At 44.8% G+C, this 19,845-nt stretch carries 15 protein-coding genes, 4 tRNA genes, 1 rRNA gene and 1 pseudogene (1 of these 21 only partly in view); 2 read left to right on the top strand and 19 right to left on the bottom strand.

Annotated features, from left to right (window positions below):
* Positions 1 to 3: 3 nt before the first annotated feature.
* The 3 genes from HMPREF9124_RS00600 to HMPREF9124_RS00590 form a co-directional block, all read right to left on the bottom strand.
* Positions 4 to 1,725: an amino acid ABC transporter ATP-binding/permease protein gene (locus tag HMPREF9124_RS00600; protein ID WP_009427754.1), complete on the bottom strand. Its 1,722-nt coding sequence runs from the start codon at positions 1,723 to 1,725 to the stop codon at positions 4 to 6.
* Complete coding sequence (locus HMPREF9124_RS00595; protein WP_009428114.1) at positions 1,718 to 3,592, bottom strand: ABC transporter ATP-binding protein/permease; 1,875 nt, start codon at positions 3,590 to 3,592, stop codon at positions 1,718 to 1,720. The genes HMPREF9124_RS00600 and HMPREF9124_RS00595 overlap by 8 nt, the downstream gene beginning before the upstream one ends.
* 61 nt (positions 3,593 to 3,653) lie before the next feature.
* Positions 3,654 to 4,004, bottom strand: a complete 351-nt coding sequence (locus HMPREF9124_RS00590; protein WP_009429089.1) for a nitrous oxide-stimulated promoter family protein — start codon at positions 4,002 to 4,004, stop codon at positions 3,654 to 3,656.
* A gap of 104 nt (positions 4,005 to 4,108) precedes the next feature.
* Between HMPREF9124_RS00590 and HMPREF9124_RS00585 the strand changes: the two genes are divergently transcribed.
* Both HMPREF9124_RS00585 and hflX read left to right on the top strand, forming a co-directional pair.
* On the top strand, positions 4,109 to 4,870 hold the full coding sequence (locus HMPREF9124_RS00585) for a TIGR01906 family membrane protein (RefSeq protein ID WP_242821530.1): 762 nt from the start codon (positions 4,109 to 4,111) through the stop codon (positions 4,868 to 4,870).
* Positions 4,857 to 6,140, top strand: a complete 1,284-nt coding sequence (gene hflX / locus HMPREF9124_RS00580) for a GTPase HflX (protein ID WP_009428005.1) — start codon at positions 4,857 to 4,859, stop codon at positions 6,138 to 6,140. The genes HMPREF9124_RS00585 and hflX overlap by 14 nt, the downstream gene beginning before the upstream one ends.
* Positions 6,141 to 6,247: 107 nt before the next feature.
* On the opposite strand, the gene HMPREF9124_RS00575 is transcribed toward hflX, so the two are convergent.
* The 16 genes and pseudogenes from HMPREF9124_RS00575 to HMPREF9124_RS00500 form a co-directional block, all read right to left on the bottom strand.
* Positions 6,248 to 7,012: a YlmH family RNA-binding protein gene (locus tag HMPREF9124_RS00575; RefSeq protein ID WP_009428380.1), complete on the bottom strand. Its 765-nt coding sequence runs from the start codon at positions 7,010 to 7,012 to the stop codon at positions 6,248 to 6,250.
* Positions 7,013 to 7,015: 3 nt separating this feature from the next.
* A pseudogene (locus HMPREF9124_RS00570) lies at positions 7,016 to 7,899 on the bottom strand (DUF3881 family protein).
* Positions 7,900 to 8,166: 267 nt separating this feature from the next.
* Entirely contained in the window at positions 8,167 to 9,501 is a 1,335-nt protein-coding gene (gene gdhA, locus HMPREF9124_RS00565) for an NADP-specific glutamate dehydrogenase (protein ID WP_009428672.1), read from the bottom strand.
* 242 nt (positions 9,502 to 9,743) lie between these two features.
* Complete coding sequence (locus tag HMPREF9124_RS00560; RefSeq protein WP_009427649.1) at positions 9,744 to 10,283, bottom strand: LemA family protein; 540 nt, start codon at positions 10,281 to 10,283, stop codon at positions 9,744 to 9,746.
* A gap of 94 nt (positions 10,284 to 10,377) precedes the next feature.
* Positions 10,378 to 11,349, bottom strand: coding sequence for a DUF3137 domain-containing protein (locus tag HMPREF9124_RS00555; protein ID WP_009428646.1), 972 nt, complete (start codon positions 11,347 to 11,349; stop codon positions 10,378 to 10,380).
* Between the two features lie 281 nt (positions 11,350 to 11,630).
* The gene (locus HMPREF9124_RS00550; RefSeq protein WP_009429053.1) at positions 11,631 to 12,122 is read right to left on the bottom strand and encodes a CvpA family protein; all 492 of its coding nucleotides are present in this window, start codon (positions 12,120 to 12,122) and stop codon (positions 11,631 to 11,633) included.
* Between the two features lie 182 nt (positions 12,123 to 12,304).
* On the bottom strand, positions 12,305 to 14,137 hold the full coding sequence (locus HMPREF9124_RS00545) for a tetratricopeptide repeat protein (RefSeq protein WP_009429373.1): 1,833 nt from the start codon (positions 14,135 to 14,137) through the stop codon (positions 12,305 to 12,307).
* Positions 14,138 to 14,154: 17 nt separating this feature from the next.
* Positions 14,155 to 14,751 carry a recombination mediator RecR gene (recR, locus tag HMPREF9124_RS00540; protein ID WP_009429864.1) on the bottom strand — a complete coding sequence of 199 codons (597 nt, stop codon included), beginning with the start codon at positions 14,749 to 14,751 and terminating at the stop codon, positions 14,155 to 14,157.
* On the bottom strand, positions 14,751 to 15,092 hold the full coding sequence (locus tag HMPREF9124_RS00535; RefSeq protein ID WP_009428276.1) for a YbaB/EbfC family nucleoid-associated protein: 342 nt from the start codon (positions 15,090 to 15,092) through the stop codon (positions 14,751 to 14,753). Before HMPREF9124_RS00535 ends, recR begins: the two co-directional genes overlap by 1 nt.
* A 121-nt stretch (positions 15,093 to 15,213) precedes the next feature.
* On the bottom strand, positions 15,214 to 16,794 hold the full coding sequence (dnaX, locus tag HMPREF9124_RS00530) for a DNA polymerase III subunit gamma/tau (RefSeq protein ID WP_009428793.1): 1,581 nt from the start codon (positions 16,792 to 16,794) through the stop codon (positions 15,214 to 15,216).
* A 75-nt stretch (positions 16,795 to 16,869) separates the two neighbouring features.
* Positions 16,870 to 17,952 carry a 6-phosphofructokinase gene (locus HMPREF9124_RS00525; RefSeq protein ID WP_009429177.1) on the bottom strand — a complete coding sequence of 361 codons (1,083 nt, stop codon included), beginning with the start codon at positions 17,950 to 17,952 and terminating at the stop codon, positions 16,870 to 16,872.
* Positions 17,953 to 18,145: 193 nt separating this feature from the next.
* A tRNA-Met gene (locus HMPREF9124_RS00520) sits at positions 18,146 to 18,219 on the bottom strand.
* A 12-nt stretch (positions 18,220 to 18,231) separates the two neighbouring features.
* Positions 18,232 to 18,304 (bottom strand) — tRNA-Val (locus HMPREF9124_RS00515).
* Positions 18,305 to 18,327: 23 nt separating this feature from the next.
* Positions 18,328 to 18,409, bottom strand: a tRNA-Tyr gene (locus tag HMPREF9124_RS00510).
* 21 nt (positions 18,410 to 18,430) lie between these two features.
* Positions 18,431 to 18,504, bottom strand: a tRNA-Asp gene (locus HMPREF9124_RS00505).
* A gap of 145 nt (positions 18,505 to 18,649) precedes the next feature.
* Positions 18,650 to 19,845, bottom strand: a 23S ribosomal RNA gene (locus HMPREF9124_RS00500) (it continues 1,685 nt past the right edge of the window).

The raw sequence follows: 19,845 nt of genomic DNA, 5'->3' as shown, positions 1-19,845 counted from the left end.
AACTTAAGAAACTCGTCCCTTCTCCATCTCATAAATCCGGTCGGCGAGGGACATGGTGGACTGTCTGTGAGAAACCAGCACTACGGTCTTTCCTTCTTTTTCTTTCTCTAAGGACTGCAAAATAATGCCCTCATTTAAAACATCCAGATTGCTGGTAGGCTCATCGAGAAGCAAGAGCTCGGCATCGTGGAGGAAGGCTCTTGCAAGACCGATTCGTTGCTTTTCTCCGTCAGAAAGAGAATCTCCGAGCTCGCCTACCTCTGTTTCATATCCCTTTGGAAGGCTCATGATAAAATCATGAATACTTGCTTTCTTCGCCGCATTTTCAATCTCCTCCTGCGTAGCGGAAAGCTTTGCGACCGCAATATTTTTCCCGATGGTATCATGAAAAAGAATCGTATCCTGTGTCACATAGCTTGTCATTTTACGAAGACAGTCCGTATTGATTTCCTTTACATTTTTTCCGGAAAATAAAATCTCGCCCTCTTTCGTATCCCAGAAACGCATAAGCAGCTTTAAAAGAGTGGATTTTCCGGAGCCGCTGACACCGTGAATCCCGAGAACCTTTCCCTTCGGAATGTCAACCGAAACCTGCTTCAGAATGATTTCATCCTGATAAGAAAATGTAAGTTTTTCGACGTTTGCACCGTTAAAGGGAATCTCTTCTCCGTTCGATACCTCTTCTACCGCAGGCTCTTCCTCTAAGAGGGAAAGCACCCTCTCTCCGGAGGCCAAGGTCTGGTTTAAGGTATTGGAAAGGGACGAAAGCGCCACTACCGGTCCAAAGGAACTCATCATGGCAAGGGTGGAAAGGAGCAGAGCGGAGAAACGAACGGCATGGTTCTGATAGAGGAAAAGCATGGTAAAAAACATTCCCCAGGAAAACAGCTGAATTGCAAGATTCGTCACCGCACGCTGTGAGCCCTCAAAGGAACTTAAGTTTCTTTGGAAAGCGGAGAGTCTTTTCGACCTTTCATCCATTTCCATAGCCTGCTTTTCTCCCACATGGTATTGCTGGATTTCATCCAGACCGTAGAGGCTGTCCAAAACAAAGTTATTTAACTCTCCCATCTCGCTTCTCAGTGCCATGCCTGCTTCCGCGCTACGCTTTCCATTCCATATGGGAAGCAGCACGCCGACGGTAAGATAGGCTGCTAAGGCAATCGTTCCCGCAAGAATATGCTGCTTTCCGATAAAGAGAAGCATAATCAGCGAAGTCAAAAACGCAATCGCAATCGGGGAAACGGTATGCGCAAAAAAGACCTCTAAGAGTTCGATGTCCGAAGTAATGACGGAGATGAGATTCCCCTTTTCCTTTCCCTCCAGCTTTGCCGGGCAAAGTTTTCTTAATATGGCAAATACCTTGTGACGGATAATCGCTAAGATTCGAAAGGCAATGTAGTGGTTACAATACTGTTCGCCGTAGTGCAGGATTCCACGCGCTGCGGCAAAGAGGAGAATCACGGTGAAAAGCTTCTGCCATGAGCCTGTAGCAAAAGAGAAGAAGTCCCCCGGCATAGAAAAGCTAGCCCCGAAAAGGCCATGCAGGGCAGTAAGCTCCGAAATCCCCTTTAGGATTCCGTATCCCCCGAGAATGGTAAGGAAGATTGCACATAAAAATCCCAAAACACCTAAGATAATGCCGGTCAGCATCACTCCCGCAAGAGGCTTTATAAGCACGATAAGCTTCCGCATAATCGCCAAATCCGATCTTCTTTTATTCATGCTTTTCCCCTCCTTCCTTTATATCTTCCCTTTCTCCTCTTTGATCCTGCAAGTCTTCCATATGTCCCTGTTCTTCCATACAAGTATCTCTTTGTATTTCTACAAAACTTTCTGTATGTTTTCCTGCAGAACTCTCTTTGTGTTTTTCCGAATAGCGTTCCAGCTCACTCTGCTCTCTAAACAAACGGCTGTAGCTGCCTCCCTTTTTCAGGAGCTCCTCATGCTTTCCGGCTTCCGCCACTCTACTGTTTTCCAACATAAAGATACAATCGCTCCCTACAACATTGGCGAGTCTATGGGAAATCAGGAGTATTGTTCTACTCTTTGCGAGCTCATGAATGACCTCCATAATCATTTCTTCGCTTTCCGCATCAATATTCGAGGTCGCTTCATCAAAAATATAGACCGGAGTATCGTGGAGAAGTGCTCTTGCAAGAGAAAGTCTCTGCTTTTGCCCTCCGGAAATATTGGTACCGTTCGAATGGAGCTGCATAGCAAGTCCCCCCTGCGTTTCCACAAAAGAGAGGAGATTTACCTTTTTTAAGGCCTCCCTCATTTCCTCCTCTGTTGCGGAGGGATTTCCGAGGAGAAGATTCTCCCGCACAGTCCCCTTAAAGATCCAGCTGTCATGCCCGATCATCGTCATTTTATCGAGGATAGACCGAGACGAAAATTCCGTAAGCTCTCTTCCGTTTAACTTTACGGAGCCTTTGTAGCCCTTATTTTTCCCCATAAGAATCCCGGCTATCGTGGATTTTCCGGATCCGGAAAGACCCACGAGGGACACAAAGGAACAGGCAGGAATTTCCAATTCGATATCACGAAGGATTTCCCGACTCTCCTCATAGGAAAAGCAAAGTTTCTCCATGGAAATCCGTATTTCTTTTTCTTCCAGCACAGCTTTCCCGTCTTCCGCTTCCGGAAGATCCAGAAAAGCAAAGATTCGGTCACTTGCCTTCATGCCGTTCATACCGATATGAAAGAAGCTTCCGAGCAGTCGCATGGGGAGAAAGAATTCCGCCGCAAGGAGGGTAATCATTAAAACGCCGGAAAGAGAAATTGCCCCTTTGGAAAATTGACCAAGTGCCGAGATGATCCCGACCGCCGCCCCGCCGTAAGCGATAATATCCATCACCGAGGTACTGTTTAACTGCATGGAAAGCACCTTCATCGTGATTTTCCGGAAACGCTCCGCTTCCCTGTCCATGTCCTCCGTCGCAGCCTGATCCGCCTGATAAATCTTCAAGGTAGTCATGCCCTGCAGCTTTTCCAAAAAGCTGTCGCCCAGTCCATAATAGATTGCAAAATAGTTGCTGAGCAATTTTTTGGCTACAATCATAACAAGCATAATGACAATAGGAATAAGAGGCACAGCAAGTAGGAGGAGCAGTGCCGTTTGAACGCTGATGCGCGAGAGGATAAAGAAGAGAGTAATCGGAGCCAAAAGGGAGTAGAAGAACTGACTTAAGTATCTTCCGAAATAGGTTTCCAGCTGTTCCACGCCTTCTCCTGCCATTTGCACGATTTCCGCACTGTTTACGCTTTCTCGGTATGACGGCCCGAGAGAGAGCATTTTCTCATAAATCTTATTGCGGAGGATTCGTTTCACATCCGCACTGGCATGAAAGCTCGCCTTTGTATACAGGCGGTCGCAGAGAAAGCGAAAGCCCAGTCCGAGCAGAACAATCCCCATAGTCAGGGCTATTCCCTCCGTACTTAATTTCTGCTGCCAAGCATTCTCTAAGAGATGGGCAATATTGTACACAATCACGACCTGTGCAAGGAGCGAAATCCATTGCCATACTATCTGCTGTACGATATACTTTCCGGCCCCCTCTAAGAGCCGAATCAAACGCATTTTAATCATTAATTCTCCCTTTTCTTTTATCTATTTACACTTTCCTTTTCTATCATTTCAGTTTTATCCCCTAAGCATCCGGCTTTTTTCCCGCTTTCTTATTTTTCATTCCCTCTACCGCATGAGAAATCGATAAGAGCGGATGATGGAGCAGCATACTCGGTCCGCTTACGCGCATGACCTCCCGAATCTTCTCCCGCATTTCCGGCGAATAGCAGTGCACCGGGCAATAACTGCAGAAACTCTTTTTTTCCATAAAGGGGCAGCGCATGATTCGGGACTTTGCATAGTCCGAAAGTGCCTGACATTCTTCGCAAAGTGCCCCGGAGCTACCGTGCTTCTTCTTGCAGTATAGAGAAATCATCTCCGAAATCAAACGGATTTCACCCTGTCTCTTCTTTTCGATCTGCTCTGAATTCATAAAGCGCACTCCCTTTCTTTGCCGACACAGATATTCTTTCCGCCCTATTTATGCTACAATATCGAAGTATTTATGATGCAAAAAAAGTTTTCGGAAAGGTTTTTATGAAAAAATATCTGCGCTTTAGCTATCCTATTTTGGCTGTGCTTTTCACGCTGATGCTTTACTTTATTCTTTTTGTCAGTGCTTTTGAGTTAGCTTGTTATAACAACTCCTCTTATTATAGAAAAGAATTTAAAAAATTCAAAGTAGAAGAAAGTCTTAAGGAATATAGGGGGGAGGAAATTCCTCTTTCCGATTTGGAAAATGTGATGCGGGAAACCCTGCGTTATCTTCGGGGAGATCGGGAAAATCTTTTCATTCCCGTTTCGGTAAATGGAGAAAGCACGGAGTTTTACCAAGAAGATGAGGCTTCCCACATGGCGGATGTTCGGGTGCTGTTTACGACAAGCCTTACACTACGCACCATGTTTATTCTATCCTGCCTCGCCATTCTCTTTTTCCTTCTGATTTTGGAGCATGGTAGAGCCTTTTATATTCTGGGAAAGGGCTTTCTCTTTACTTCTATAGGACTGCTTTCCGTCCTGCTTCTCCTTTCCCTCTATGCCGTAGTAAATTTCAATACCGCGTTTACAGAGTTTCATCATATTTTCTTCTCACAGGGAAACTGGGAGTTTGATCCTACCCTGAGCCGCATGATTGACATTATGCCGGAGGAATTTTTTGCAGATACCGCCCTAAGGATTCTTATGCATTATCTTTTCCTCCTGCTCTTCCCCTTCCTCTTCAGCTTTTTCTTTGTAAAAAGAGCTAAGGGCTGGGGTTACCCTGAGGAAGATAAAAAGGAGTTTTATGGAAGAATATAAAATCGAAGAAAGAAAGGCCGTCTTAGTCGGTGTTCAGTTTCCGGACAATAAGGATTTTTCTCTCGATATGGAAGAACTTGCCGGGCTTTGCGAAGCTTTAAGCATTCGTCCCGTAACAAGTCTTAGTCAATGCCTTGCGAGAGAAGACAGTGCGAGCTTTATTGGAAGCGGTAAGGTGGAAGAGGTACGTGAGGCTGTTTTGTTCCATGAGGCAAATCTCGTTATTTTCCAAAATCCGCTTTCTCCGTCTCAGCTTCACAATCTAACAAAAGCACTTCCCTGTGAGGTTTTAGACCGCACACAGCTTATTTTACAAATCTTCTCGGAAAGAGCGAAAACCAAAGAAGCGAAGATGCAGGTAAAGTATGCTACGCTCCAATATATGCTCCCCCGCCTTGTCGGCTTACGGGAAAATCTCTCCCGCCAGGGTGGCGCTTCCGGCTCCCTCTCTAACCGTGGTTCGGGAGAAAAGCAGATTGAGCTGGATAAGCGGAAAATTCAGGAAGAAATGGCAATCCTCCGTAGGGAATTAAAGAAGCAGGAGGAAGTACGAAAGGTAAAGAGGCAGAAAAGAGACAAGTCCGCTATTCCAAGGGTGGCCCTGGTCGGCTATACCAATGCCGGAAAGTCGAGCCTTATGAATGCACTTCTTACTATCAGTAAGGAAAATCAGGCAGAGGGCGTAGAAGAAAAAGATATGCTTTTTGCCACCCTCGATACCACCATTCGAAGAATTGTACAGGAGAAGGGTGAAGAATTCCTGCTTGCCGATACGGTAGGCTTTACCCGTTCTCTTCCGGACAAGCTCCTCGATGCCTTTCACTCCACCTTGGAAGAAGCAGTGGAAGCGGATTTGATCTTACAGGTCGTGGATTACAGTGACGAAAATTATCAGAAACACATGGATGCCACGCTGGATACCCTAAAGAAGCTGGAAGCCGGGCATATTCCCATGCTCTATGTGATGAATAAATGCGATAAAGTTCTTCCCTTGGAAGAGCTTCCAAAACTGCGAGGCGAAAAGCTCTACATTTCCGTAAAAGAAAAGCTGGGCCTTAAAGAGCTTGTCGAAAAGATTTCGCAAGTCCTCTCCGCAGGTCTAAAGCAGGTAAACATCCTCCTCCCCTATACCGCATCAGCCTATGAAAACCGCATCCGAAGCGAGGGAAAACTCCTCTCCCTCTCCTATGAAGAAGACGGCATCCTAATTTCCGCAAAAGTCCCGGCCGCCTTGGAAGCGCAGTTGAAAAATTACAGTATATCGGAATGAGATAAGAGATAACAGTGATTTTAAGAAATTGATAGACTGTCACGGAGCCCAAGCGAGAGCGCCTTTACGAAAGAGGAGACTGCAGCTTTTTTAGTTTTAATTTATAATCAAATATACCGCAAAATCACCGCCACAATCCGCCCCTTCTTCGTGTTCTTCTCCACCCCGATATAGCGGAACTTTCCAAGGCCGCGGACGGAGATTTTCTCTCCGCCCTTTAGACTGCTGCTGCCCTTTACCGTTATTCCGTCCCGGTAAACGAGTTCCTTTTGGAAGTACTCCTGCGCGTTTCCTCTCGAAAGATGGAAAACGGCGGAAACTATGGCGTCCAATCGTTCAGAAGGTACGAAAATCCGCTCTTCGACCTCTCTTCTCTCCATCCCCTCCATCTCGACAACTTCTTTACACTGTACTGCCGTATGTCGGATGGTGGATAAGTTTTCCGCTACATAATCCTTCATTTTCCGTAAGAGAAAAAGGTAGGAGACATCTTCCTGAAACAGGATATCCCCGACCTGCTCTCTGCTAATGCCCAGATTCATCACTGCACCGAGAACATCTCTGTGAGAGAGCTTCTCTGCGAATTTTTTCTGCTTTCCCCGAATTTCCAAGATAGAAAAGGGCGCATTTTCTCCGGAAAGAGAACTTCTACATTCTTCTTCCGTCATAAAACTCGGATAGAAAACAAAGAGCTGTCTTTCCCCATTTTCCGGTAAAAGAAAATAGGAGGCGCCTCGCTCCCCCCTAATACTTTGCAGGAACTTTGCCCGCTCCTCCTCCGATAGAAAGGCACTCGTTGTTGCGTAGCCACGCTCCTCCGCCATGTGCCATAAGTCTTTGATGTGAGACAGTACGTCTTCCTTTTCTTTCATAGTCTATTGATGATCGTCTAAAAACTCCATTTCCCCCTGCATCCAAATCGTTCCCTTAAAGCGTCTTCCGATAGCCGGAACACCGAGAAGGTCTTTTTCGTTCATGCAAACATGGAAAATGGCATCGTTACACTGCAGTTTTAAGTCTAAAACATTTTCATGCGTATAGACATTGCTCTTCATTCTCAGAGAAATGATTTCTCCCAATATAGAATACTGATCGCATTCTATCCCGGTCGGCATAAAACTGCTTTCCACCAGGCTATAGAGATCCTCTTCCTCAATTCGCCGATTGATTTCCGACATCAGGTTGATATCCGTTTCTGTCAGAATCTCTATGGCGTCCTCATCTCCGGCCTTTGCCGCATCAAAAAGTTTTTTTGCTCCCGCTTTTTATTCTGAAAGACATCCTCATCCTCATTCTGCTTTTCAATCGGTAGGATAATCTTTCCTTCCACGGCCATACCGGTCAGAAAAGCCTGCTTGGGCTTTAAGGGAACTCCCATCCTTTTCAGCTGACGGGCTTCCAGCGAATTACACAGATAAAAAATAAGCGTAATCCCCGAGCTGAAATCTTCCATTACCCCTGCATAGGTCTCTTTTTCCGTATGTCTCTCTATCCCGGCCTCTTCCGTGTTTATTCCCTCATAAGACTGCATATACGGAAAATAGTAGTCCCGAACAAACTCTCCGCCATCTCTGTGGCCAACGACCGTAATTCCCATAGATGAAGCTACCGGAAGCTGATATTGCTCTATCACTCTCCCTGAATTGTCGGAAATAAAAGCTGTCCGATACTTCTCATGAATGGCTCTATCCAGATAAAACTCCGCCTCCCGATCATTTTGCAGCGCGGAAAAACCTATGGAACGCAGAAACTTGTGCATTGTATCTCCTTCAATCTCGGCCTCCACCGAATAGTATCTCTGAATATTACGATACTTTCCATAGCATTGCAAGGCAATTCCCGGAATTTTAAGAAAACAAGACCCCTGCCTGCTTCCGCTAAAATGGATAATTGAGGACTCGAATACATCTTGTCTGTCGCTTTTTTATAAAAAAAGAAAAGCGGAATCATGGAAAATCCGAACTGCGATGCTCCATGTTTTCCGCTTTCTTTTCATCCCTATCAGGTTTAAACTTCCCTTTTCTCTCTATACCATTCCCTGACTAAGCATAGCCTCGGCAACCTTTTCAAAGCCGGCAACGTTGGCTCCTACTACAAAGTTTCCTTCATAACCGTATTTCTTTGCGGCTCCGGAAACATTCTTATAGATGTTCTGCATGATGCCTTTCAGCTTTTCATCCACTTCCTCAAAACTCCAAGAGAGTCTCTGAGAGTTCTGGCTCATTTCCAAAGCGGACACGGCAACACCGCCGGCATTCGCCGCCTTTCCCGGCATATAGAGAATTTTCTTCTCCAGGAAAACATCTACCGCATGCTCGTCCGAAGGCATATTAGCGCCTTCCGCAACACAGAAGCAACCATTCGCAATTAAAGTCTTCGCTTCTTCCCCGTTTAACTCATTCTGTGTAGCACAGGGTAAAGCCACGTCACATTTTACACCCCAAGGACGTTCTCCTGCATGGAAGCTTGCTCCCGGAACACGCTCCGCATATTCGGAGATTCTGCCTCTCTTTACCTGCTTAATATCGAAAAGTACATCCAGTTTAATGCCTTCCGGATCATAAACATAGCCGCTGGAATCGGAGCAGGTCACTACCTTCGCTCCAAGACTCTCCGCTTTTTGAATCGCATACTGCGCAACATTTCCGGAACCGGAAACGGCAAGTACCTTACCCTTAAGCTCTTTTCCTTCAGCCTTAAGCATCTCCTCCACAATATAGATTAAGCCGTAGCCTGTTGCTTCCGGGCGAGCAAGAGATCCGCCAAAGCTTCTTCCCTTTCCGGTAAGAACCCCCTCATAGAGATTGGTAATTCTCTTGTACTGACCGTACATAAAGGCCACTTCTCTTCCGCCTACACCGATATCTCCGGCAGGCACGTCTTCGTCCGCTCCGATATACTTATAGAGTTCTGTCATAAAACTCTGGCAGAAACGCATGACTTCCGCATCCGACTTGCCCTTCGGATCAAAATCGGCGCCGCCCTTACCTCCGCCAATAGGAAGACCGGTCAGAGAGTTCTTTAAAATCTGCTCCATGCCCAGGAACTTTAAAATGGCCTGGTTTACCGTCGGATGAAAACGGAGTCCTCCTTTATAAGGACCGATTGCGGAATTAAACTGCACACGATAGCCGATATTCACATGATTTTTTCCCTGATCATCTGTCCATGGCACACGGAAACTGATAATCCTCTCCGGCTCCACAAAACGCTCCAGCAGAGCATTTTTACGATATACCTCTTCGTTTGCTTCTACAATGGGAGAAAGAGACTCCAAGATTCTCTTTGCAGCCTCCAGAAACTCTGCCTCATAGGGATGCTTCTTTTCCAGCTCCTGATATACTTCACTGACATAAGACATAAATTTGCCTCCATTTTTCTCTTGAAAAAAATACGCTGATTCGTAGCATATCTTACCTCATTTGCACCGCTAAACTATAGCACTAATCTCTGTGAAGCTACAATAGCAAATACCTGCTATTCCAAAAAAGAATAAGAAAAACCGGCCGAAACAATTCGGCCGGAATAAAACAGTTTGTTTTGTCAAAATAATTATTCTGAGTATCTTAATTGCAGAGAACAATCCCCGCAAACTCTCTTCTTTTAAATATCGTAATTCAGATCATTTAGATCTCTCTTTCCCTGAAGCTCTTCCTCTAAGAAGTCAAACTTCCTCATTCCTTTTATTCCGGCAACGATAGACGTCGGGAAGGAAACGACGGCCTGGTTAAAGACACGGATATTGCTGTTCACAATACGCTTAGCCGCTGCAAGATCCTCATTTTCCGAAGCAATCTCTTTCTGCAGATTCAGGAACTGCTGCGAAGAAAGGAGATCCGGATAATTCTCCGCTACGGCATGAATCTGCGACAAAACATCATTCTGATTTGCGATTACGCGGTTTGTGTCCTGCACAGTTCCTCCGGTACGCATCGTTACCAACTCCGTAAACACTTTTTCCTCATGCTTCGCATAGGCTTTTGCCACCTTCAGCATCTCGGAAATCGTATCATACCGCTTCACCAAAGTGATATCGCCAGTCTTTTTTGACTCCTCTATCAGCACAACATAGCGGTTTAACTTATTGCTCTCTCCGATAAACCACAAAAAAATCACCACCAAAATAATCGGAATTAGAATCATATTTTCTCCTCCTTTTCTCTTCTTTTATGAAAATGAGCTTTACTCTTTTTCTCAAACTAAATTCTTCCGTTTTTTCTCATGCAGCAAAAGTTTATTATGCTTTAAATATCTCTGTAAAGCTTTCTATCAAGTCAATCTCCGCGCGAAGTTTCTTATACTCTTCCACCAGGGAAAGCTGATCTATCGCTTCTACCGTTCCGGGAACAGGGAAAAGCTGATATCCCGTATAGCGGGAGATATACATGGTGCTATCTTCTATATAGATAGCCGTTTGGCTTTCGGATATATTTTTATCAAACCAGTCTAAGACAGTCGGATTTAAAAAGCGTCTCGCCATAAACTCATCAGTACAGAAAATATTGTAATGTTCGTTATGCCTGATGTCCTCCGTATCGATTTTCAGCTCATTTTTCTGCTTACCCGGGTAATCCTGTACTTCTCTCTTCAAAATGGCTGTTCTCTCCGTCGGAATAACCCGGATATGTCCTGCAAAAGATTTCGGGAACTGCATTCGGAAAACCTGTCCGTAGAAGTCCGTCACTTCTTTTCTCGATGTTCTTCCTTTGCTGTCTGTACTTTCCACGACGTGATAGGCATAAAGATTCATTACGGAGAGTTCGCTACTGTCGTGCAATGAGAGCTCCGTATTTCCTCGATAATTGGTGGAAGAGGGGCAAACCTTCTTTACCGGATCCAGAAGAAAGTCCGGCGTGACCTTCATTTCTCCCATAGGAAAAATCTCTTTTACAATCGGAGATAAAAACTTTTCCACATAAAGGACTTCGTTGTTCTCTTTCTTTTCACGAAAGAGTTCTTGCTTCCTCTTATATACCGGATAGACGTAAATAAATCCCAAAACAGCTGCAATAACGAAGCCTACAAATTTGAACATGGCAAAAAGCATAACTGTTCCTAAGACTAATGCAATTTTATACATCTTCCATCGGATGTTAATTTTCATCTTCTCCCGAAGAATCCGGAGCTTCTCTTGGTATTCCGGAGACGCTTCAAGCTGTCGAATCCTTTCCAGCTCTTCTTCCCTGCTCTCTCTTATTTCTTCTGCCATTCTCCCTCCTGCTGCCTGCTCTACTTCCCAAAGCCGGACTCAAGAAAATTCCATTTTGATTCTGTATAATACTTATTTTATTTAAAAAATACAACAGTTTTAAGATTACAGTTTTATAGGAACTCTGTCAAGAAAAAATAGTTTACAAAAATTTGACGTCTGTAGTTTACAAAAATGAGACGTCTTACACCTTGCTTATTCCGCCTATTAACCGGGATACTCGCACATTTCGTGAACAATACTCGTTAAGGATAAAGAAGCGGGGCTCCTGCCCCGCTTCTTTATCCCAGAAAAATCTGTGCAATCCAATTGTTCTCCTTGATCAAATAAGGAATGCTTCCTTCCCTTGAAAAGCCGTCTAAAATCCATAAGCTGACCGCACTTTCCGGGAGAAAGCTAAAAAGAATCAAGATAATCCAAATAAAAAATACCCATTCAACAGCTCCTAGACAAAGGCCGAGCATACGATTTCCGAAATTTAGCCCCGGCAACTTAAAGAGATATTCCAAGACCTGTTGCAGTACTTTCATGAGCAGACGAAAAAGAAGATATAAAAGGAGGAAAAACAGAATCCCGTTTATGAAGGTGATGATATACTGTGCAAGCTGATCCTGCCACTTTCCAACCGCCTCATACATCCCTCCGAAAAGAGGCGGATTTGTAGGTTCCGGCTGTGAGGGCAGAAAATCGGAAAGGCTCTTCGGAACGGAAAGCATCTTGTCTTTTGCAGGAAGTAAGAAGGACCATATTGCTGAAAAAATACTCCTAAGCAACTCATTTTCCACAACTGCCCTAATGGCAAAGGGATAAAGCAGTTTGGCCAGAATAAGAGACAGAAAAAGAGAAAGGACGGAAAAAATTTTTTCACCGCACCCTTTCTATAGCCTAAAGCCGCAAAAATAATAAAGGAAAGGAGTAGGATACTTCCTACCCCTATTTCACTACTTCCCATCATTTACCCCATAAAATGTTCTTCTCGTAAAATGAGTTTGTCATCCTTATCGTATTTCGGACGGAAAAGAGAACCGATTTTCTTTCCGATACTTGGTTTCTCCGCCTGATCCGCCGTTTCTTCAATCAAATCTCTGGCACTTTCTTTATTTAAAATAATGCCGTCTTCCTCCATCAGTTGAATCCGCTCATAGAGTGCGGTAATCCCCTTGTCCGTAATACTGCAATCAATGCTTTTAGCATAATCGATGGCATACTGTGCAAATTCTTCTATATCCATAGAAGCCGAAGACGGTCCTTCCTGTCTTCTTTCTTCTACTTCCGGCTCCGTAAACTCTTCGTCTCCGTCCAGGGTCTCTTCGTCCTCGCTACCTTCCTTTTTTGCCTCTTCTTCTAAAACTTCCGTATACGGTCTTGCGGGGCGTTCAAAGATGGAAGGCTTATGCGGAACATACTCCTGCTCCTCCTCATCCAGATACTCGTCTTCTTCATCCGCTTCTACCGGATAGCTCTCTTCGTCCTCTGAAGATATATCTTTTTTCATGGCATCAGAAGACTGCTCTTCCGTCTCTCCGTCCAAATCCACATCCTCCAAGAGATTCTCTTCTTCCTCTTCATGGTTGGAAACAATATCAAAATAAGTCAGGAACTTAGGTCTGTCTTCCGCAAGACGGTCAAAGTGATCGACTTCATCAACTAAAATTACGGAAGAATCATCTTCCGGATGTAAAATGTGTTGCTCAATCTCATCCAAAACGGAATATTTCAATCTCCCGGCACCGACAATAATCAGATCCCGTTCTTTTAACTTATCCGCAAAAACGGCAAAACCTTTTTCATTCAGCTTATCTGCATCTATTTTGGCAACCTTAAAGTCCAGATGATACTCTTTGTGGAAATACTTAATTTCTTCCACGGCAATCTTGAAAGCCTCATCCAGAGTCTTGGCTTCGATAATCATATGATAGTTTGTGAATTTCACTTCCTCTGCAGAGCTTGCTGTTTCAGGCTTTTCCGTAGGAATCACCTCTCTTTGGACAGGCTCTTCCTCTTTCGTCTCTTCTTTCTCGGCTTTTTCTTCTCCTTCTGAGGGCTCTTCCTGAGGCTCATTTTCCACCGTATCGAAGAATTCCTCCGGACTTTCCTCCTTCTGAGGAGTCGAATCCTGCTCTTCCTTCTTCATTTCCGGCTTCTCCTCCACTACGGAAGAGACTGCATTTTCTACAACTTCTTCCCCGGAAGGTACAGCCGTTTCTTCTTCTCTAAGCGGGCGATAATGAAGCTTTAAGTCCATAGCCTTATCTACATATTTTCCCATGCCAAAGAGGAGAATCATCTTGTCACAGGTCCGTACACAATCCTCTTCCCGTCCTGCTTCCCCGTAAAGCTTTGCAAGTTCATAAAGCCACTGTTCTTCCAGTTCTGTCGCGGTAAATTGCTCCAAGGGACGTACCAGCTGTGAAGCCATCGCTCCCTTTGCCTTTAAAATCATATACTGTAGAAGAAATTTTCTCGGATCTTCCGGGCTGACATCCAAAAATTCCTTGTAAAACTCTACCGCATCCTCAATAGAGCCGGAACTTAAGGATAACTCGGAAAGCTTATATAGAAAACGCTTTCCCACAGGAGCTCTTTCAAATGCCAGAAGTAAGATATCCTTTGCTTCCTCATATTCCCCGTTCTTCTCGTAAATTTCCGCAATGGAAGAAAGCAAATTTGCATTCCGCACTCTGTTCCAGTCAATGGTATCGGCTATCTGCATAGCTGTCTTATAGTCTCCTTGACCGACCATTTTCTTAATTTGCTCCGCTTTAATGCTAAACTCGTACTTATCCATATTTCCCCTTTGTCCCTTTACAAGCTGACTCTTCCGTCCAATGCCCTAAGGAGTGTTATTTCATCTATATTTTCTATATCGCCGCCAACCGGAACTCCTGAAGCAATTCTTGTCAGTTTAATTCCCATCGGTTTAACCAGCTTTACAATATAGCTTGCTGTTGTTTCCCCCTCCAAAGAGGAGTTGGTAGCGATAATCAATTCCTCCACATCCCCCTGCAAACGCTGCATAAGCTCCTTCAGACGAATATCATCAGGACCGATTCCGAGTAAAGGAGATATTGCACCGTGAAGAACATGATACACGCCGTTATACTTTCCGACTCTCTCATAGGCTCCCATATCCCTGGGATTTTCCACTACCATAATCTGAGCGTGATTTCGTTCTGAGCTTGCGCAAATGGGGCAATACTCTTCATCTGTCAGTGTACAGCAGCTCTTACAATATCGAATGCTGTCTCTGGCTCTTTTGATGCTTTCGGAAAGAGCATAAGCCCGTTCCTTGTCCCCATTTATAATGTGATAAGCAAGTCGTTGAGCGGACTTCTGCCCTATTCCGGGAAGTCTTCCCAACTCCTGTACTAAATTGTCCATATCTTTGGAAAAATATTCCATTAGAATCCTAATCCCATTCCGCCGGTCAGTTTACCCATTTCCTGGCTGGAATCCTTCTCTATCTCTTGTAAAGCCTGGTTGACAGCAAGGGCAATCATTTCTTCCAAGGTCTCCACATCCTCCGGGTCAACAGCGTCCTTGTCCAGTTTTACGCTGAGTACCTTCTTCTCCCCGTTTATGACAATCTGAACTGCACCGCCTCCGGCCTGTCCCGTATATTCTTTCTTTGCAAGCTCCTCCTGGGTTTCCTCCAACTTCTTCTGCATCTTCTGATATTGCTTCATTAAGTTGTTCATATTCATGCCGGGCATTCCGCCGGCAAATCCGCCATGCTTAGCCATTTGTTCCCCCTAAAGTCATTTTTTGTTCATTACATAATCTTTTTTATTTTATCATGAACTCGCAAGATAAATCCATTACTTTTCTTATTTTTACCTTACAGTACAAATATTTAAGAGTTTCTTACTCCTCCGTGATTTCTATCGGCATGGAAATCTTTTCCAGTTCCTCATCGGATATATATTGCGTCATCCTTTCTCTCTTATCTCCTGCACTGATATGAAAATGATATTCCATATTTTCTCTTTCTCTAAGCTCCCCTTCCACAATGCTGATTCGTTCCGAAAGAATTTTCCTTTCCGCATCTTTTTCGCAAGAAAGAATCATGGAGTGCCGATCTTTTCCCGGAAAAATCGCAGCATTACAAAGAATTCCTTTCAGAGGCTGTGAAAAATAATTACATACCAAGATCCATTTTTCCTTCAGCTTCTGATAGTCTTCAAATTGTGCCTTGGGAACCTTTACAATTTTCGCCTCTTCCGTACTCCCGAATTGGCTCTGATTGTTTACATTTGCATCTTCCGGCTTTCCGCCGGGTGCAAACGGTATGCCTCCGGCAAGCTTTTCTTCCAGTTCTTCCAATCTTTGTGCAATTGCATCCGTTTTTTCTTCCGTCTCCGGAAAAGCAAGCTTCATAAGGCAGGTTTCCAGTAAGACTCTCTTTTGATTGGCATAACGAAATTGTTGTAGAAGTTCGGATAAAAGTCTTATTCCCCGTAAAATTTCCTCCATAGGCATTTCTTTGGCATCTTCCAGAAGTAATAGCTTATTTTCTTCTGAGAGATCCACCAAGCCCTGCAAGTTTTGTACGGATTTGGCCAGCATCATATTGCGAAAATACTGCAATAAATCTGAGCAGTACTGTGTCAATTCTTTTCCCTGTTCTAAGACTGTGGCAATATTTTCCATCACAGCCTGCATGTTTTTAGCTCTGAGTGCACGAACAAGTGCCGAGAAAACCGTAGTATCAACTGCTCCAAGCACCTTCAAGGCATCCTCATAAGAGATTTCCTCCTGAAAGTCATAGCTTGCACACTGATCCAGTAGGCTTACGCTATCACGCATAGAACCGTCACCCATCCTGGCGATATACTCCAATGCATCTTCCGCTATCCGGATTCCTTCTTCTTTGCAAATCATGGCTAAACGCTGCTTAATGGTCTCCACTGCAATTCGTTTAAAATCATAGCGTTGGCAGCGAGATAAAATGGTAATGGGAAGTGCATTCGGTTCGGTAGTGGCTAAAATAAAAATAACGTATTCAGGCGGTTCTTCAAGAGTCTTTAAAAAAGCATTGTTTGCCTGTTCGGTAAACATATGCACCTCATCAATGATATAAACCTTGTAGCGCATGTCTACAGGCGGATACTCAATTTGTTCCCGAATCAAACGAACATCATCAATGTTTCGATTACTTGCCGCATCCATTTCATAGACATTAATGCTGGTATTGGACAAAATGGCGCGACAGTTTTTACATTGATTGCAGGGATTTCCGTCTATCGGATTCTCGCAGTTTACAGCCCTCGCTAAAATTTTTGCCAGCGAAGTCTTCCCTGTTCCTCTGGTACCGCAAAAAAGGTAGGCATGCCCTACCTTTCCGCTTTTAACCTGATTTTTAAAGGATCTTGTGATAGCGTCCTGTCCGACAATATCATCAAAGTCCTTGGATCTCCATTTTCTATATAGCGCAGTGTATCCCAAACGATGCCCTACTTTCTCCGTTTCACTTAACGACGTATAACACGCTTTACAAGCGACACTCTCTACCTATACCGATTATTCTTCATCTCCAAAAGAAATGCCCATCATTCTGGCTTCTTTTACAATTCCGGAGTTCGGATCCACCATCTTTAGTTTTCCTGCAATATCGGCTAATGGAACCGGCACAATTTCCGTATTCTTTAAGGCCAACATATAACCGAATTTCTCTTTCTTAATCATTCTGGCCGCTTCCGCACCGATTCTTGTTGCAAAAACTCTATCATACGGTACAGGCTGCCCGCCTCTCTGTGTGTGCCCCGGTACCGTAACTCTAACCTCAGCTCCGATTCTCTCTTCAATGTCTTTTGCAAGTTTATAGGCTACAGACGGATGCTTTTTCCGCTCCTCGGCAATCTTCTTCTTTAACTCCTTTTTGGAAAGACAGGAGTCCTCTTTGGAAATAGCGCCTTCCGCGATAGCAATGATGGAAAAACGGGATCCGCTTGCATGTCTCTCTGCTATTTTCTTACATACGGCATCTATCGTATAGGGAATTTCCGGAACCAGAATAATATCCGCACCGCCTGCCAGCCCTGCATATAAGGTCAGAAGTCCAACCTTGTGACCCATAATTTCTACGATAAAAACTCTTCCGTGACTTGCTGCCGTGGTGTGGATGCCGTCAATCGCATTGGTCGCAACCTGAACTGCGGAATAAAATCCGAATGTCATATCCGTTCCGTACAGATCATTGTCAATGGTCTTCGGGCAACCTACAACATTTAACCCCTCTTCACTAAGAAGATTCGCCGTCTTTAAGGATCCGTTCCCTCCAAGAACAACCAGGCAATCCAGCCTGTGTTTTCTATAAGTATGCTTCATGGCCTCGACCTTATCTAAACCATTTGCATCCGGTTCCCGAATCAGCTTAAAAGGAGTTCTGCTGGTCCCAAGAATCGTTCCTCCTTGAGTCAGAATTCCTGAAAAATCCGATTTCTCCATCTTTTTATACTCGTCGTAAATTAAACCTTTATACCCATCTAAGAAGCCATAAATCTCTATGTCATCGAATAGATTATATAAAGACTTTCCCACGCTTCTCATGGTAGCATTTAAAGCCTGACAGTCTCCTCCGCTCGTTAAGATTCCTACACGCATAGCTTCTTCCCTCCTAAATTTATGAAAAACAACATAACGTAGTAAATTATACAGCATTCATCTAAAAGAAAATAGACTATTTTCAAGAAGATAGGCGGCTTTCTTCTTTATATACAACATTCTTCTTTATTCATAACAACTTTATTTTTACTATTTTTAAGCACAAAAAATCCGGAGTGAACTCCGGAGTGAATTGCGGGAGATGGATTTGAACCAACGACCTTCGGGTTATGAGCCCGACGAGCTACCAGACTGCTCCATCCCGCGATAATATGGAAATGGGGCCTACAGGGCTCGAACCTGTGACCCTCTGCTTGTAAGGCAGATGCTCTCCCAGCTGAGCTAAGACCCCATATAAAGACATTTCTGTCTTAGTGGATGGAGGTGGATTCGAACCACCGAAGTCAGTGACAACAGATTTACAGTCTGCCCCCTTTGGCCACTCGGGAATCCATCCATATAAAAGCCCAAAGGCTAACGACCCGGAACGGATTCGAACCGTCGACCTCCGCCGTGACAGGGCGGCGCTCTAACCAACTGAGCCACCGGGCCATCTCGTACCTGCTTCTTTAGTAGAAGCATATAGTTAACTGTGTACTCAGTAATCCCTGGAGTACAATTCTCCAACAATTCCTTTCCTCAGAAAAACAACATATCAAAGAAATAACTCTAGCAGTAAAACATATCAATCAGACGCATTGGATAAGCCCTCGACCTATTAGTAGCTGTCAGCTGAATGCTTTGCAGCACTTACACCTCAGCCCTATCTACCTCGTTCTCTTCAAGGGGTCTTACTCTTAACGATGGGATATCTCATCTTGAGGTTGGCTTCACGCTTAGATGCCTTCAGCGTTTATCCATTCCCAACTTGCCTACCCTGCGATGGGATTGATTCCCAACAGGTTCAGCAGAGGTCAGTCCATCCCGGTCCTCTCGTACTAAGGACAGATCCTCTCAAATATCCTACGCCCGCGCCGGATAGGGACCGAACTGTCTCACGACGTTCTGAACCCAGCTCGCGTACCGCTTTAATGGGCGAACAGCCCAACCCTTGGGACCGACTTCAGCCCCAGGATGCGATGAGCCGACATCGAGGTGCCAAACCTCCCCGTCGATGTGAACTCTTGGGGGAGATCAGCCTGTTATCCCCAGGGTAGCTTTTATCCGTTGAGCGATGGCAATCCCACTTTCATACCACCGGATCACTAAGTCCGTATTTCTACTCTGCTTGGCCCGTCAGCCTCGCAGTCAGGCTCCCTTATGCCTTTACACTCTTTGGATGGTTTCCAACCATCCTGAGGGAACCTTTGAGCGCCTCCGATACACTTTCGGAGGCGACCGCCCCAGTCAAACTCCCCACCTGACATTGTCCCTTGACCGGCTTACGGCCTAAGGTTAGAAATCCAATAACATAAGGGTGGTATCCCAACAGCGACTCTGATAATACCGAAGTACTATCTTCTCAGTCTCCCACCTATCCTGTGCATACATTACCGAATCCCAGTATCAAGCTGGAGTAAAGCTCCATGGGGTCTTTCCGTCCTGGCGCGGGTAACCAGCATCTTCACTGGCACTTCAATTTCACCGGGTGCATTGTTGAGACAGCGCTCAAATCATTACGCCTTTCGTGCGGGTCGGAACTTACCCGACAAGGAATTTCGCTACCTTAGGACCGTTATAGTTACGGCCGCCGTTTACTGGGGCTTCAATTCAAAGCTTCGATTGCTCTAACCTCTCCTCTTAACCTTCCAGCACCGGGCAGGCGTCAGCCCATATACTTTACCTTACGGTTTCGCATAGACCTGTGTTTTTGCTAAACAGTTGCTTGAGCCTTTTCTCTGCGGCCCAGTTGCCTGGGCACCCCTTCTCCCGAAGTTACGGGGTCATTTTGCC

It is taken from the genome of Oribacterium sp. oral taxon 108 str. F0425, assembly GCF_000214455.1.
Lineage (GTDB): Bacteria > Bacillota > Clostridia > Lachnospirales > Lachnospiraceae > Oribacterium > Oribacterium asaccharolyticum.
This window is presented reverse-complemented; position numbering and strand designations above follow the sequence as displayed.